The 15,499-nt window shown below is 40.0% G+C and carries 15 protein-coding genes; all 15 read right to left on the reverse strand.

The window, feature by feature from the left end; all coding sequences use genetic code 11:
- Window positions 1-4: 4 nt before the first annotated feature.
- The 15 genes from rfbD to gmd all read right to left on the reverse strand — a co-directional run bounded on the left by rfbD (window position 5) and on the right by gmd (window position 15,470).
- On the reverse strand, window positions 5-877 hold the full coding sequence (rfbD, locus tag L0660_RS12185; RefSeq protein WP_235159703.1) for a dTDP-4-dehydrorhamnose reductase: 873 nt from the start codon (window positions 875-877) through the stop codon (window positions 5-7).
- A gap of 106 nt (window positions 878-983) precedes the next feature.
- Window positions 984-2,351 (reverse strand): sugar transferase, encoded by a 1,368-nt coding sequence (locus L0660_RS12190; protein WP_235159704.1) that lies wholly within the window; start codon window positions 2,349-2,351, stop codon window positions 984-986.
- Window positions 2,352-2,596: 245 nt separating this feature from the next.
- Window positions 2,597-3,289 (reverse strand): (d)CMP kinase, encoded by a 693-nt coding sequence (cmk, locus tag L0660_RS12195; RefSeq protein ID WP_235159705.1) that lies wholly within the window; start codon window positions 3,287-3,289, stop codon window positions 2,597-2,599.
- Between the two features lie 20 nt (window positions 3,290-3,309).
- On the reverse strand, window positions 3,310-4,068 hold the full coding sequence (locus L0660_RS12200; RefSeq protein WP_235159706.1) for a WecB/TagA/CpsF family glycosyltransferase: 759 nt from the start codon (window positions 4,066-4,068) through the stop codon (window positions 3,310-3,312).
- 98 nt (window positions 4,069-4,166) lie between these two features.
- A complete protein-coding gene (locus L0660_RS12205) occupies window positions 4,167-4,964 on the reverse strand; it encodes a 6-hydroxymethylpterin diphosphokinase MptE-like protein (protein WP_235159707.1) in 798 nt (265 codons plus the stop codon).
- 26 nt (window positions 4,965-4,990) lie between these two features.
- Window positions 4,991-5,839 carry a glycosyltransferase family 2 protein gene (locus tag L0660_RS12210; protein WP_235159708.1) on the reverse strand — a complete coding sequence of 283 codons (849 nt, stop codon included), beginning with the start codon at window positions 5,837-5,839 and terminating at the stop codon, window positions 4,991-4,993.
- A 15-nt stretch (window positions 5,840-5,854) separates the two neighbouring features.
- Window positions 5,855-6,892, reverse strand: a complete 1,038-nt coding sequence (locus tag L0660_RS12215; protein WP_235159709.1) for an O-antigen ligase — start codon at window positions 6,890-6,892, stop codon at window positions 5,855-5,857.
- Window positions 6,893-7,249: 357 nt separating this feature from the next.
- Window positions 7,250-8,056, reverse strand: a complete 807-nt coding sequence (locus L0660_RS12220) for a 6-hydroxymethylpterin diphosphokinase MptE-like protein (RefSeq protein ID WP_255712299.1) — start codon at window positions 8,054-8,056, stop codon at window positions 7,250-7,252.
- 6 nt (window positions 8,057-8,062) lie between these two features.
- Window positions 8,063-9,502, reverse strand: a complete 1,440-nt coding sequence (locus tag L0660_RS12225) for a hypothetical protein (RefSeq protein ID WP_235159711.1) — start codon at window positions 9,500-9,502, stop codon at window positions 8,063-8,065.
- Between the two features lie 12 nt (window positions 9,503-9,514).
- Window positions 9,515-10,876 carry a hypothetical protein gene (locus L0660_RS12230; RefSeq protein WP_235159712.1) on the reverse strand — a complete coding sequence of 454 codons (1,362 nt, stop codon included), beginning with the start codon at window positions 10,874-10,876 and terminating at the stop codon, window positions 9,515-9,517.
- A gap of 15 nt (window positions 10,877-10,891) precedes the next feature.
- Window positions 10,892-11,626 carry an SDR family NAD(P)-dependent oxidoreductase gene (locus L0660_RS12235; protein ID WP_235159713.1) on the reverse strand — a complete coding sequence of 245 codons (735 nt, stop codon included), beginning with the start codon at window positions 11,624-11,626 and terminating at the stop codon, window positions 10,892-10,894.
- Window positions 11,627-11,680: 54 nt separating this feature from the next.
- Window positions 11,681-12,586: a phosphoglycerate dehydrogenase gene (locus L0660_RS12240; protein ID WP_235159714.1), complete on the reverse strand. Its 906-nt coding sequence runs from the start codon at window positions 12,584-12,586 to the stop codon at window positions 11,681-11,683.
- Between the two features lie 23 nt (window positions 12,587-12,609).
- The gene (locus tag L0660_RS12245; RefSeq protein ID WP_235159715.1) at window positions 12,610-13,293 is read right to left on the reverse strand and encodes a cytidylyltransferase domain-containing protein; all 684 of its coding nucleotides are present in this window, start codon (window positions 13,291-13,293) and stop codon (window positions 12,610-12,612) included.
- 26 nt (window positions 13,294-13,319) lie between these two features.
- Window positions 13,320-14,267, reverse strand: coding sequence for a glycosyltransferase (locus tag L0660_RS12250; protein WP_235159716.1), 948 nt, complete (start codon window positions 14,265-14,267; stop codon window positions 13,320-13,322).
- Window positions 14,268-14,327: 60 nt separating this feature from the next.
- Window positions 14,328-15,470, reverse strand: coding sequence for a GDP-mannose 4,6-dehydratase (gene gmd, locus L0660_RS12255; protein ID WP_235159717.1), 1,143 nt, complete (start codon window positions 15,468-15,470; stop codon window positions 14,328-14,330).
- Between the last annotated feature and the right edge of the window lie 29 nt (window positions 15,471-15,499).

The raw sequence follows: 15,499 nt of genomic DNA on the forward strand, positions 1-15,499 counted from the left end.
AATATCAAGAAATGACTTTTTCTGAGGATTTCAGGCGGTGCAAGCACTCTTCCAGGCTATCCCGCCAGTAAGGGATAGCTACTCCTAGTTCATTTTTAATTTTGGTTTTGTCCATTACAGAGAAAGCTGGCCGTGTAGCCTTTGTAACATATTCCGTTGTTCTGACTGGATTTACTTTCACAGGAGAATCACTAATGTGAAAGATGGCCTTTGCAAAGTCGTACCATGAAATTGCACCTTCATTGCTATAATGGTATATTCCATAAGCTTTGCTCTCAGCAGCAATGAGATCAAGGATTGCGCCAGCAAGATCAATCGCATAAGTAGGAGACCCCATCTGATCGACAATTACACTGAGTTGGTCCCGATCCCCCGCTAGTCGCAGCATTGTCTTAACAAAATTGTTTCCGAATTCAGAATAGAGCCAGCTGGTGCGGATGATGAAATGTTCAGCAAGAATGTTTGCCGTTAAATGCTCACCTTCCAGCTTTGTAATTCCGTATATATTGGTAGGTTCCGTCGGGTCTGTTTCTGAAAGAAGCTTTGCGACATTTCCTTGAAAGACAAAGTCGGTAGAAATTTGTATGAATTTTGCTCCAAAGGTTTTGCAAAGTTCTGCAACGTTGCCTGCACCATCCTTATTGACTCTTCGGCATGTTTCGATATCTTCCTCAGCTTTATCTACCGCTGTATATGCAGCACAATTGACTACATAAGCAGGCCTCTCACTAGTAAACAAGTCACGAAGCAATTCAACATTCAAAATATTTCCTGTATCTTCAGAGGGGAAGGAAATATCGATAATGTTCCTTTCTCCTGATACTTTTTTAAGGCAATTGCCAAGCTGGCCCGACGCGCCCAGAACGAGAATTTTCATGAATGTTAAAATAAGTGAGTTTCAAATATACTGATGCGTTGTGATTAATAGCAAAAAAAGCCTGACATGATGTACTGCCAAGCCTTTTTTTTTGAAACGGTAATGTCTACTGACCCCTTCCTAACACCATGACCTGGACAGTCCTGAAAATCAAAAGTACGTCATCAAACACGCTGTAGGATTTAAGATATTGAAGGTCGTACCTAAGGCGCTCGACATTTTTTGCGACTGTATCGGCGTAACCTACATTGATTTGACCAATCGATGTAATGCCTGGCTTAACTGTTAGCAACCGCTGAAAATCATGAGGAGCAGCCTCCATTAGCATTTCCACATCATATTTATATAACGGTCTCGGCCCAACAACCGACATTTCTCCTTTCAAAACGTTTATAAATTGCGGTAACTCATCAAGTCGTGATTTGCGGAGGATCCTGCCAATGGGGGTTATCCGAGGATCACCATCTCCCTGCGAGTGTTGCAGACCCATCGTGTCAGCATTTGTATACATGCTTCGGAACTTGTAAATGTAGAACATTTCTCCCCAGCGGCCGGATCGCTGCTGTTTGAAAAATACCGGACCCGGTGAAGTGATTTTAATAGCCGCCCACACAAAGAAGAACACCGGAGCACCCAGGATCATCACAATGCATGAAAAAATCAGATCGAACGTGCGTTTGACAGTTTGTTCATTGAAACTTGAAAATGGTTTGGTATTAACCTGAATAATAGGATACATGTCATGGTATTCTATTGTCGCCATATTCGTCATAAAGCCCCTGAAATCCGGTACAAGTCGAATTTGTGTTTTATGTCGTTCTCCGAGCTGAATCACCTGGCGGACCTGATCATCTGTCATTTCATTTAAGCAACAGTACAGATAATCGAGTTGCTTTTCCCGGATCATCTCTTCCAGTGTGTCGATATGAAAAATATCTTGTTCTGGACTTAGCATACCATAGTAGCGATAGCCTAATTCCTTACGCTCACCATAAAATTCACGTATCAAACTTGCCAAATCACCTTTCCCAACTATTGCAAACCGATTAAAATTATAACCCGCCTGACGATACATTTTTAGAAAAATTACAGATGTTGCTCTAAATGTAGTGGATAAGGTAACGAAAAGGCCGTAGGTCATCAAAAACTGATAACGGGAGTACTCCTCACCTTGCTTAGTTAAATATAAAAATGCCATCATGACCGCCCCATGCGCCAGAACAGCTTTCAGAAACGTTCCCAGTTGTACATTGAAATGGTAGGAGAGCCGAGTAAATTGGTAAGTGTTTAAAATATGAATTGTAAAAACCCATACCAAATTCGCTACAAGCAAAAGGTTCACATACTGGTTATCAATAAAAATTGAAATGTCTTCAAAGCGAAAAACGTAAGCCAGAAGAAACGAGAAGTTGAGCAGAAGGACATCTGCCCATAAATGTACTTTATGGAGAAAGCCCAAATAGTGATTTTTCATATTATTAACGTTGAGTACGAAGGCATATCTGATCCAAGTCAGTATGTATTTGGTTAGTCTGGTTGCTTTAAATATCAACTTTAACTTCAAAGCGATAAATGAACCCAGCAATAGCCGTTACACAAGTCTACGACATTTCTTGGAATAATGTAATATACTAGCCTTTATTTTTTGACATAGTTGTTCACTCCCCAGCTCGAATTTTGAGTAAACATGAACTTGATCGGCATGATTGATCATGTATATCATGCGTAAACTTGATGGTTTGCAATTCTTTCATTAGCTAAGGCAAGAATCAAATCCACCTGCTCGTCAAATGTCAAATCGCTGTTGTCGACCAGTATAGCATCAATAGCCTGCTTGAGAGGGCTCTCGGTCCGGTTCATATCCTGATAATCACGGTTTTCAAGGTTATTCCTTATCGCCTGCAAATCGATAACCTCACCCTTTTGAAAGAGCTCGGAATGTCTTCTTTGCGCACGAATAGCCGGATCCGCTGTCATAAAGATTTTTAGCTGGGCATCAGGAAATACAATTGTGCCGATATCTCTTCCATCCAGCACTAAGCCTCCGGCTTCACCCATTTGCTGCTGCTGTCTTACCAGGAATTTCCGTACCAGCGGATTTGCACTTACCTCAGCGACTTTCTCAGAAACATACATTTTACGGACTTCGCTCTCTACGTTTGTGCCATTAAGGTAAACTTCATTGTCACCTTGTGGAGAGCGCTTAAAAGATACCGCAATTTCATTCAGACAATCGGTGACCTCAGAGAAATTGTTTAGATCTACATTTTTATTGATAAAGCATAATGTAACAGCCCTGTACATTGCTCCAGTATCTATATAAGGATATTGAAGTCGTTCTGCCACTTTTTTTGCTGTACTGCTTTTACCACAGCTCGAGAAGCCGTCGATTGCAATTATTATTTTTTTCATAACGTTGAGATATATTATTACTATCCTTTTTTAATTCGGAATTGTTGCTTGAGCAGTGCATTCAAAAGCATCCCAATAAATAATGAGTTCGTCACTGTGTATCGCTTGAACAATCTCTTCGGTTCTTGCCCTAAACGAAACAACCACTCCAGACTTAACCTTTGCATCCAGGTAGGCGAGCGCTTCTGAATCCCTACCATAACGGGCAATGCACCGCCAATACCAATCATCGGCATTGATATTCTACCTTTCATTCTATGCATCCATTTTTCTTGTTTGGGGCAGCCCAGAGCCACAAATACTACTTTAGCACCGCTTGCATTAATCATAGCAACTCCTTCATTTTCTTCTTCTGTCGTCAGCTGTCTGAATGGAGGGCTATGCATTCCCGCTACAACGAGATTTGGGTATGTTAGGCTAACATATTGGCGCGTTTTGTCAAGCATACTTTGAGTTCCGCCATAAAAAAATACCGAAATGGCACATCGTTCTGCTTCCTGCAGCAGATCAGGCATCAAGTCCATGCCAGCAACTCGGTCCTGTTGTAATCCGCAGAGTGCCTTTAAGCCCAGGACAAGTGGCATGCCGTCAGGCGTACATATGTCGGCTCCATTGACAATGTCAGCAAATTGAGAATCTTGTGAAGCCTCAACAAGCATGTGTACATTCGCTACGCAAACGTAGGAGGATGTCTCCGAATTTATCAGGCCCAGGATTGCACCTATAAAGTCGCTGTATTTTCCGATGGTTATATTTATTCCTAAAAATGGTTGCTTCATGAGTATTTCAATATTCCTTTAAGCAAAGCTGCCAGTGCCATACTTGATGCTCGCTCCAATCCTCGTAGGATACGCACAAGTAGCCGCTTGGGAATATTCTATTTCGCAGTTAAATAGTCTTTCAACACACCTTTTTCAAAAACCATACAATGACCGCCCACTGTGGCGTCAATAATCTTCCTGCCATCCTGTTCAAAAGCAATTCTTGCAAGGTCGTACGAATATTCAGATTTCTTCAGATCAGGTAACTTCCACTTGATACCCTTTGGGAAATAATTCGGGTCGAAATGGCTCTTGTCCTCTTCGTGGGTTCTAACTTCCAGTTTGTTTGGTGTTCCTTTTTCAGCGAAGCTGTGATCCATTCCTATGATGATCACTTCTTTAAAACCCAGGTAATATGCTAGCTGTAAACTGGCAAATGTTACCGTTCCGCCAATTTGAGTCGCCTTTGTCAGGTCCGTTTGAAAGAAAGGATTAATGCTATAAGATTCTTTTAAAAATATCGCTTTCGAGAATTCATTGCGAAATCTCCAATTGAAAAAAGTAATGCATTCTAATTTCTCAAAATCGTCCTTGAATTGTTCCAATACCAAGTCCTGAACACATGTCAGAAATGTGGGAGTAAAATTTAACCGATCAAAATACATGTAGAAACGGTTCATACACATGGTGTATTCGTTTTTAAGCACGCTCAGGTCCATGTCTTTCAAGCTAGGACCATTTGCAATCAGAAATAATTTTTCTCCTTTGTACCGTCCCTTAAAACTTTCAAGATTTTTTCTGTTAGCGATTCCTTTTTTTGAACTTTCCCAAGCAATACTATGAGGGATTTCCGAAAGGCGCCTTCCGATACCAGGAATCAGTCTAGTGGGGTTCAGTCTTTCTAATTCTATCATTGAGTTAATATTTGTTGAGTAACACGCTATTTCCAGTAACCCAGAATTCTGCTTAAAATACCATTGATAAGTGAAGAGGGAATCCCGTACCAGGGATAGTTCTTTGTAACATATTTCGAAAATGCAATAACATTACCACCGCCCTGCTGTTTAAAGAGGTATCGTTTAAAATTAGACAATGTCTTGGCTCTTTTTAATTTCAAATGGCTGCTCTCGTCAGCGTATATGAACTGTTTTGCTTTTTTAGCTGAAAAAACTTTATAGCCTTTCTCTTTTGCCCTAAAAATCAAATCGTTGTCTGCCCAGGACTGTGGGAAATTTTTTTCGTCGTAAAACCCTGCTTCCTTAAATACTGTCGAAGGTATGAGAACTCCTCTTCCAATATAATAGGTTACAGGCAGCACATCTTTATCTTTATTATTTTTGCCTTCCGAATTCAGGACATTTATTTTACCAGTAAGCCAGTTTACAGTGGACCCGTCATAGAGCAGCTTACTCCGGTTTTCAATATCATATGCAAAGCACCCTACAATAGCTTTATCAATTCCTTTCGCGGCATTATAGAGTTCTTCGAGAAAGTAGAAATCAACTTCGGTATCATCATTAACTGTACAGATATATTCAGCTTTCAAGGAATCAATGGCATACTTTACTGCCAAATTGGTCGAAGCAGTCCACCAGAGTGTTCCGTCGCCAGATATCAATTTTACATTCGGAAAATTTGCTTTTATCATTTCCGAAGTTCCATCTGTGGATCCATCATCTACAACTATAATTTTGTAGTCTTGGAAAGATTGCCTGCTAATTGAATCTAAAAAATTTTGAGTTAAAACTTTTCGATTATGGACTGCAAGAACAACGCAGATCTTGGTCATATACTATTACAATATTTAGTTTGGCCAATTGGCCTTTATTAGATCCCGTGATTTGCCTTTCTTTACCTGTTGTCTATCATAGATAGTTTCGGCAACAAAGGCTATCGCGAAAATAGAAAAGAAAAAATAAATTGAGTTTTGGTAATAAAAACCATACAATGATTCCGTGATTCCTATCAAAACGGTATACAGCAAAAAGGAGAGCATAACCAAGCTGAAATTTCTATTGATATTCCAAAACTTCTGAATTATTGTTAGCACACGCCAAAGGAAATATATATAAACTGCAAGGCCGATATAACCGATGTCAAATAATATGGCTAGTGTAGTATTATGAGGGTGCATATTTGTAGTTTCTCCATATGTTAGAAACATATTCTGCCAAAGATTAGAAACTCCTGATCCAACGTGTCCGTTGTCACCATATCCAATTACTTGAATTATTTTAAACTGAATGAATTCTGTCAACGAGTATCCCCATATCAAAAACCTTCCATTTCCAGACTCTAAATCGCCAGAAGATCGGGATAGGAAAGCACCAAGGCCAGTCGTACTTAGGATTTGAGTCACTGAAATAAGTAGAAATGAACCCAGAATTGGCATCAACGGGACGATTTTAAATACGGCTGGAAATGACTTCGACGATCGATAATACCAAATGGCGCCAAGAATAAGAAAAGAATAAATAAGGGCACCTCTCGAATCGGTTAAAAGTACAGTGGTTATAAGTACCGTTATTATCCCCATGGTCGATAGCTTGTTTTTCTTTACCACAAAAAGGTATACCAGAGAAATAGTTAAAAGTCCTCCTACTACTGTCCCATAACTATTGATTCCGTTTGCTAAGGGGAACTTGATTCTATTAACGAATATGCCAAATTTTTCTAAAAGTAGAGCTTTCCCAATAACTAGTTCATTTGTACTTTCAAAGCTGAACTCAAAAATCCAGAGTAATATATTTATTAAGGCATATATTCCAAAAGGGAGGATATTAAGAAAATAGAAAATATTTTCAAAGCGAGCGTACTTCTTTTTCGAATATAAAATTGCCATGATTAATGTTAATATTACGATTAACATTAGTACCATTGAAGTACTTACAGAATTCAAAAAACTCTTATCACTCAAATTGGACCTAAAAACCGAAATAACGGTAAGAAAAGTTAGTAAGTAAATAAGATAATAGTTCTTCTGGAATAGATCACTGACTTTTATTCTATGAATAACCCAATAGTATACCGTCGCAAATACTAAGAACGCAATAGGAGCTAGTTTCACAAGCGTGTTGTCTGTAAATCTGTTTAGGTACATCAACGCAATTATATACCCTAACGTGAACGGAACCATTGATAACCTTACCATAGCAGCTCTGTTGTAAGAAAATAGAACGATAGACACATATTTTCTTAGTTAAATAGTCTTAAAAGTATCTAACGACATCCGCTCAAATATTTCAAGCTTACCACCTTCTGAGCAATTGAAAATTTGGCGGCCGTAGTGTTTGAATGTCTTGTCTGCCAGATCATAATGATATTCCGAGCCCAGTAAATCAGGAAGATCCCACTTAACACCGTCTGCAAAATATTTTGGATGAAAATGGTTGGGGTCGGTTTCACCAGCTAATACTGTCTTGTTTGAGGGGCCTTTTGATTCAAAATGATGGTCACAACCTATCAACGCCACTTTTTCAAACCCCATGTGAAAGGCAAGCTGCATGGCCGTGTAGGTTACAGTATTCCCCTGAAAAAGAGACATAGAGCAGTCCCTTGCAAATTTTTTAGGTATTGAACTGTAATTCACAAAAACAACATTGTTACGTAGCTCAATAATATCAGCCTTATCCGAATTAAGGAAAATCGGCATGTTGGTTGAATTAAAGAACTCTTTATTCTGATCAATAACATGATAATTCGAAGCGACAATGCAATTAGGTCGAAATTTTATCTCGTCGAAAAATAAGTTGATCTTATTAAGGCCAAAGAAATATATATCTGAATCTACGAAATCATCAAGATTGACCTTTCTAAGTGAAGGGCCATTGCAAATAATGATTGCTTTTTTTCCTACGTGCTTATTATGCATTTGTTTCAATCTCTTCCTGGATACCCAGGATTTGTAGGAAAGATCCCATTTCAGCCTATTGAAAACCAATGATGCTGCCGATCTGTAAGGATTGAATGTATTGTCCGGGGTATAGTTAAACTGAGACTCCACCATAATGATTTAAAACTTAATATTTTGAACTAGCAATTGAATCAGAAACAGGACAAGCGGAAGACCAATGGTCCTAGCTTCAAACTTCCAGTAATTAACTCGGAGAGATTTAAATGAATAATAGGCTGAGTACCAGGAGTAAAATCCAAGATAACCGGAAATCATGCCTATGGGAATTGCATATAGTTGAAGTGGTTTTAGCAATACTGCGGTCACCACTACAAAGATCAACCCTGATATGCCATCAGCAATATGAGCTATTACATGATTTGTAGTCATGTAAAGTTGCATGTGCATTGCCCCATAACGGTGAATAAAGTAGGCTAGGGATATCAATAGCCATAGGTTGCCACTTACAAATTCTATTTTACTGTCAATCAATTCTAAAAACACATTAGAACCGAAACCAATTATCACAACCCCTACGACGAAAACCAAGTGAGATAGAAACATTCCCTTCTGTGCCAGCTGCGTTAGTTCCGTCAATTTTTCCTGCATTCTAAGGCGAGACATTAATGGAATTTTACTGTAGAAAGGAGCCATTGAAATTTCTCGGATTTGTGAAATCAGCCTTAATGCCAGGAGATAAGCAGCTACACTGCTGCTATCACCAATCTGTGCATAAGCAATGCTAGTCAGATTATTTAATCCGTTTGACATGAAACCGGACAATCCACTTTTCCATGCAGTTGGCCATATTTTTGCCAGAAGCGCTTTATCGTGTGCCTTATTTCCATCCAGTGCCACCAATCTGCGGTCTTCAACATACTTACTCAATTGTGCATTACGTATTACAGATATGGCTACCCAAGCCTGGTTTGCGATTACTAAATAGAGTAAGTCGTTGACGAAGATTAGCACGATTATACTGCTAATTATTGAACAAATGGAGGTAATGGCTTCCCACCGTCTTACCAACGCAATCTTATTTAAGCCCTCGAGATAGTTAGCATATACGGTTCCATGCAACCGATAAGTGGAAACGCATATAATTACAAGCCAGGCCATCCATGCAGATGAAGCATCGTTTACAAACGATATTGGCTTAACCATCGACCAAGTTCCCAGTCCTGATAAGACTACAAACAAGATTAACGCCAAATATTTATAAACATATTTCATAGATGCGTAGATGTCACCAACTAACTCCCAATTAGGGCTATCCAGACGATCTGACTTTTCGGAAATCTTAACATCTGTTATGTTTGTGGCACCTGCCATCGCAAATGATATGCACCTGACAAACGTTACCTTGAAACCCATATCCAGTAAGCCCTGAAGCGCAATAATTGTGGAAAACAAATACCACAATGCGATTTCAGCGGATCCAAAGTTTTTTAACAATAACGGAAGAACTATGAAAAGACTTAGAGCGCGCGTTGAGTAGCTCATCCACGAGGTAGCCGTCGGCGATTCCCAAAGTCTATTAATAATTCTTTTAATCCACATATTTATGTCTTATTATTCGAGGTAAATGTCGATGTCAGCGTCGTTTTGAAAACTTACTTTTGATCGGGAAGCACTTTTCAAACGAGCGTTATTTGAAATTTCGGAGAGTTCAGATAAATGAATACGCCTGCCTACGTTTCCAATGTTACATTTTGGTTTTTTATCCCTGAGATCAGGAAGGAAAACCGTAACTTTTTTTCCATCTTTCGCAAAAGTAAGCACCCTGGCATCGCCACACAGCTCACGCTTTCCAGCGCTGACACTTGGTTTCAATGTGCTGGTTTTGTACAATGATCTCAGCAACATTGAATGGTCGATCCAGTTTTTTCCGTCAAAATATATTCTCCGGGCTTCACTGCGTTCGGAAGTTGGCTGCAACATTAAATCCCATGGTAAAAGGACAGGGTTGCCTAGAGAGTAGCTGTAAACAGACAGTCGTTTAAAAGTTGTGGAATCGGAAGTGGCAATGGAAAGAACCTGTGTCTTATTTTTTGCCTTTGCTTGTTTAGAAATTCTCTCCAGCGATTCATAACTTCTATTGTTTGCCGAAATTTCGCAGATTCCCGAATCAAAGATTTCGTATATTTTATTCCACGAGCCATTTGGATTATTTGTCAGAAAAACAAAATCGTTACCGGCATATGCCTTTAAGTCAGCTTTCCACTTGGTAAGGAATCTGACAACTGAGCTTTGCTGAAAATCTTTAAACAACTTTGCATAAGGATCACGTGCATTCTTTGCATTCGATGTGTTTTTAGACCTGCTTAGTCTGTAGTCTTTATAATTGAAAGATGGATCAATGCTGTCCTTCTTTACTTCGTTAACCAGGTATTTGTTGAATCCTGATATACAGTGATCGCAAAAGCAGCCTCCCCATTCAAACGCATGATCATTAAATCTTGCGTCGTCAACAAAGATGCCATATGCTTTAAGATCGACAATTTCTTTTGATTTCGCTAAAAAGAGTTTCTGAAATTCCGGTGAATTAACGCAACCCCAGTAAGGATTCTTTTGATTCCAGGATTTCATCCACGGGGCAACAACCTTTTGACCATTCAAATCCTCGATCCGGCCTTGAACTGTATAGCCAGCGGAATCTGGGATTTGAGGGTTGATAGCAAGGCTATAAGGAACACCCAGTTTCCTGATCTCTTCCAATTGTTTCGTATTACTACAGTACATCCAGTCTATTCTGTCAGGATGAAAATCTTTGATCATTTTCAATGTACTTAGTGTGTCCTTATCATCACGGGGATGAAACCACCTTGATGACATAATAATAGGCAGTTCTTCCTTCGCCTGCGCAAAGGAAGAACTGTGAATAGCCAGGTACAAAAGAGCAAGGAAGATCGTTTGCACTGATTTTATGTCCATTCCGTCTTTCACAAATCAGAGATCTTTTAGAACTGAGCTAATTCCGCCATCGAGGGTCAGATTAGCTCCATGAATGAATCCTGAATTTTCAGAAGCTAAGAAAAGAACAAGTTTAGCTACCTCTTGCGGATAACCTATTCGTTGCACAGGATGTAATTTTCGCAGCTGATCCAGGGCCTCCTCGTTTCCATCAAAACCTGCCAGTAACATTTCCGTTTGTATGGCTGCCGGACTAATTGCGTTCACCCGAACCCGGCCTTCAAGGTCGACAGCCAAGGCTTTTGTTAACCCGACAAGTGCGCTTTTGGAAGTAGCATACCCTACAAACCGCGGCTTGGTTAATTGCTGATGTATACTGGCGATGTTAATGATGCTTCCATTTCTTGCTTCAAGCGTTTTTTGGAAGTACTGGCTCAAAAGCATCGGTCCCGTAAGATTGACGTTCAGTGTCTCGTTCCAATCCGCCAAAGCAATATCCTGAAGATTTCCCAGCTTTTGTACAGCCGCATTGTTTACCAAAACGTCTAATTCCGGAATTTGATCATCGAATTTATGATTCCATGAGTCTCTGTATTCCGAGCTGGTACAATATTCATTTAAGTTAAAGGTGATCAAATGATCGACGTTTTCAGATATTGCATCCTGAATGTCCAGACCATAAACAAAGTACCCGTTTTCCTTAAATGTTTTGGCTATCGCGCTTCCGATACCCCCTAGTACACCTGTGATTAAGACTTTCTTATTCTCCATATATTAATTGCATTCGTTGACGTACAATAGATATTTTAAGTCTTAAATCAGATACTAGATGTTCAGAAACTCAAAAAGATGTTCTAATGCACGATAAGTTGCTCTTCTTACACCTTCAATCGTATTGGAGCCATTGTGGGTACCGAATATGCACTGATCAAATTGTCTTAGTCTGGATTCGGCAGGTAGTGGCTCAACTTCAAAGACGTCCAAACCTGCTGCCAGGATTTTTCCGCTTTGCAATGCGTCGATCACTGCATCTTCATCCATTACACCACCTCTGGACACATTGATAAAGTATACACCATCCTTCATCAACGCAATTGTATCCTTATTGATCAGATGTTTAGTTTGCGGAGTTAGCGCGCACGTCACGATAACAAAGTCGGCATCCTGCAACTTGTCAGGAAACGAGCAGAACTCGTAATCAGCCAAATCACTTTCTGTCTTGGTTGCAAAAGGATCATAAATATTTACCTGCATGTCAAAAGCCTTCAGGTATTTCGCAGTGGCTTTACCAATGTCGCCAAAGCCGATGAGCGAGACTGTTAATCCAGCAAGAGAGCGACCTGCAGGCTTAACCCAGTTTCCTTTGCGCACTTCGCGATCTATGTAATAGGTCTGCCTTGCCAAGCCCAGCACATATGCCATAGCTATTGTGGCAACCTCAGATCCAAACATATTAGGTGTGTTAATAATTGGAATTCCCAATTTCTTGCATGCGGCAAAATCCACATTATCGGTTCCAACACCCCATTTTACAGCAGCCTTCAGGTTACCGTTTTTACCGGCAATAAATACCCTTTCTGTTGCAGGATCATCACCAATGATCCAGCCATCTACTTGGGGTAAAATGTCGATCAATTCTTCCTCAGACAAAGTTTGAACAATGTCAGGTATAACCAGCTCAATGTGTTTTTCAGCAAACAAGTGGCGAAACTCGTCTATGCGCTTTAGCATTGGCGGGCATGTAACAAGCACTTTCATATATTGACTTTATTTTTGGTTTCCTTATATAGAAATTCTGCCACTTTGAAATTCAGCTCCACGTCAATATCCTGCGCTTCCAGATCCGGAATTTCATACATGAGAGGGCGATCACCTATCCTATTATTTTTACGTACCAGCATCTCCTTAGTGAACATGTACATGCACGAATTCTCCATATAAATAGGAGGAAGGTCTTGTGTTCTAAGAAGAATCGCAGGATTGTGATTAATTGCACGAGACAGTTGGTCCCAAAGCCTAACCTGGAATTTATTAACACCAAACATTGAATCATATATCGGATAGTTTTTCAAAAACCAGTCGATCCCTTTTGAGATGGTGTCAGCAGAAAGCAATGGATTTGTGCTGTGCGTCTGAAGATAGAATTCAGATTCTACGGAATTACAGATATTCAGCAACACGTTATTCATTGGAATAGCACCATCACGAAGATGCTCGGGTCTTTCCAGCAGCATTACTTCGGGAAAATGACTGGAAGCTTGTTCCATAATGGTAGGGCTATCCGTGTCGATTATAACCTTGTCTACTCTATCAGATTCCAGCAAACTTTCTATGATGTGGTGAAAAAGCGGCTTTCCGGCAAAATCCCGGTAATTTTTGCCTTTGACTCTTTCACTTGAGTGGCGCATTGGCACGACGGCGACTACTTTGTAACTCATGAGTAAGTATTTATTTGATTGTATCGTTAAGTATTGTTACTAGAATATTCTATTCTTGGCGCACGGATGACCACATGCTCATGGCGTCTCAAAAAATTGTTCGGATAGTAAAACTTCGCCCTCAGGGAGTAATCGATATTACCCGTATGATTGTAGCCTTTCCAGGTTCCTAAGAATTGAAAAAAGCGAAACGTAGGTATATCCAGAAAGTTTTTCCAGAAAACCCGATCCTGGATAGCGTAGTAGTAGTCACTGAATACATTCGTGGAAAGGAGATAAAAGAAAGACCATATACTGAATTGCGCATAGGGAACAATTCTTTTAAAAGCAATTGCTTCTCTATAATATCTGTTATAGATCTTCTTATTTGTCTCTTCATGTACATGAACAATTACAGCCTCAGCCTCGTATGCAATTTTGTATCCCTGAGCTATAATTTTCGATGCCCAATCCAGATCTTCCAGTCCTGTCAGAGACTCATCGTACATCTGCTGCTGCCAATGTTTCTTTCTTATTGCAGAATTTGCATTGTTGCAAAAGGGGTGTTGCTGATTATAATTGGAGTATCCGGGAAACCACTTGGCCATAAGCCTTTTTTCAGAATACTTACTTTTTTCATGTCCGATCTGGCGTCCATAAACCAATGCCACTTTCTCATCCGTAAATGGCCTTAACATAGAATCTATCCAGTGTGTATACACCGGATAGACATGAGCGCTAGCAAACAATAGTATATCACCATTAGCGTTGTCGCAGCCTTTATTCAGCGCGTACCCGAATGAAAAATCTTCTGGGGCAATAGAGATAATTTTAACCCCTTTTTTCTGGGCCAAAAGCACTGTATTGTCTGTGGATCCGGAATCGACAAGGATTATTTCAACATCATGAATTGTATGTTGATTTTGAATCCCGTCAATTATCTTTTCAATGTGTTTTTCTTCATTGAAAGCCCTAATTATAATACTACATAGCATATGTAAACTTTAATTAGATACAACAACTGTCTTATAAAGTATGTGTTTTTTGCTACCGTGTTATTCAAAGTAGTTGAGAATACCAAATCCCTCTTTCAATAACAGCTGGTCTTTTTGGAACAAGCGCAAATCCGCTGATGCCATATCCTCGATTAAGGTGTCCAGAGTGTGTTTCGGTTTCCAGCCAAGCTTTTCCTGTGATTTTGTTGGATCGCCGATTAGTAGCTCAACCTCTGTTGGACGGTAATAACGTGGGTCAATTCTAAGAACCGGAGTTCCTACTTTAAGATGATCTCCCTCAGGAATGCCCAGTTCGGCAAGGCGGGCTAAATTAACTGATGCAATTGTCCCAACTTCATTTTCCTCTGTTCCGGAAAAAGACAATTCTACACCTAAAAATACAAAAGTCTTGCGAATAAATTCGCGAACTCTTGTCGTAACACCAGTCGCAATAACAAAATCCTCAGATACTTCCTGTTGAAGGATCAGATACATTGCCTCAACATAATCCTTTGCGTGTCCCCAGTCACGTTGAGCATCAATATTACCCATGTAAAGACAGTCCTGAAGGCCAAGAACGATTTTGGCAGCAGCTCTTGTGATTTTTCTGGTCACGAAGGTTTCGCCACGTAGCGGAGATTCGTGATTGAAAAGAATTCCGTTCGATGCAAACATTCCATAAGCCTCACGGTAGTTAACGGTAATCCAGTAAGCGTAAAGTTTGGCAACAGCATACGGAGAACGTGGATAAAATGGCGTAGTCTCAGATTGTGGAACAGCCTGTACTAAACCGTATAGCTCAGACGTAGATGCCTGGTAGATTTTTGTTTTTTTAGACAAACCCAAAAGCCTTACCGCCTCAAGAATCCTTAGAGTACCGATACCATCTGCGTTTGCTGTATACTCCGGCATCTCAAAGCTCACCTGCACATGACTCATAGCCGCAAGATTGTAAATCTCATCCGGCTGTACATCCTGGATTAAGCGGGTCAAATTCATTGAATCTGTTAAGTCCCCATAGTGAAGAACGAACTTCGGGTTAGCTACATGGGGATCTTGGTAAAGATGATCAATACGATCAGTGTTAAATAGTGAGCTTCTACGTTTAACGCCATGAACGGTATACCCCTTATCTAATAGCAATTCGGTCAGGTATGCTCCATCCTGTCCTGTAACCCCTGTTATTAATGCAACTTTTGACATAGTATTTTTGGTTTGCGTTTTTTAAACCG

Source organism: Dyadobacter sp. CY351, assembly GCF_021502625.1.
GTDB lineage: Bacteria > Bacteroidota > Bacteroidia > Cytophagales > Spirosomataceae > Dyadobacter > Dyadobacter chenhuakuii.

Bases quoted from the DNA above. Each gene is read 5' to 3' on its own strand.
- rfbD (WP_235159703.1), bottom strand. From the start codon at position 877: ATGAAAATTCTCGTTCTGGGCGCGTCGGGCCAGCTTGGCAATTGCCTT.
- L0660_RS12190 (WP_235159704.1), bottom strand. From the start codon at position 2,351: ATGAAAAATCACTATTTGGGCTTTCTCCATAAAGTACATTTATGGGCA.
- cmk (WP_235159705.1), bottom strand. From the start codon at position 3,289: ATGAAAAAAATAATAATTGCAATCGACGGCTTCTCGAGCTGTGGTAAA.
- L0660_RS12200 (WP_235159706.1), bottom strand. From the start codon at position 4,068: ATGAAGCAACCATTTTTAGGAATAAATATAACCATCGGAAAATACAGC.
- L0660_RS12205 (WP_235159707.1), bottom strand. From the start codon at position 4,964: ATGATAGAATTAGAAAGACTGAACCCCACTAGACTGATTCCTGGTATC.
- L0660_RS12210 (WP_235159708.1), bottom strand. From the start codon at position 5,839: ATGACCAAGATCTGCGTTGTTCTTGCAGTCCATAATCGAAAAGTTTTA.
- L0660_RS12215 (WP_235159709.1), bottom strand. From the start codon at position 6,892: ATGGCAATTTTATATTCGAAAAAGAAGTACGCTCGCTTTGAAAATATT.
- L0660_RS12220 (WP_255712299.1), bottom strand. From the start codon at position 8,056: ATGGTGGAGTCTCAGTTTAACTATACCCCGGACAATACATTCAATCCT.
- L0660_RS12225 (WP_235159711.1), bottom strand. From the start codon at position 9,502: ATGTGGATTAAAAGAATTATTAATAGACTTTGGGAATCGCCGACGGCT.
- L0660_RS12230 (WP_235159712.1), bottom strand. From the start codon at position 10,876: ATGGACATAAAATCAGTGCAAACGATCTTCCTTGCTCTTTTGTACCTG.
- L0660_RS12235 (WP_235159713.1), bottom strand. From the start codon at position 11,626: ATGGAGAATAAGAAAGTCTTAATCACAGGTGTACTAGGGGGTATCGGA.
- L0660_RS12240 (WP_235159714.1), bottom strand. From the start codon at position 12,586: ATGCTAAAGCGCATAGACGAGTTTCGCCACTTGTTTGCTGAAAAACAC.
- L0660_RS12245 (WP_235159715.1), bottom strand. From the start codon at position 13,293: ATGAGTTACAAAGTAGTCGCCGTCGTGCCAATGCGCCACTCAAGTGAA.
- L0660_RS12250 (WP_235159716.1), bottom strand. From the start codon at position 14,267: ATGCTATGTAGTATTATAATTAGGGCTTTCAATGAAGAAAAACACATT.
- gmd (WP_235159717.1), bottom strand. From the start codon at position 15,470: ATGTCAAAAGTTGCATTAATAACAGGGGTTACAGGACAGGATGGAGCA.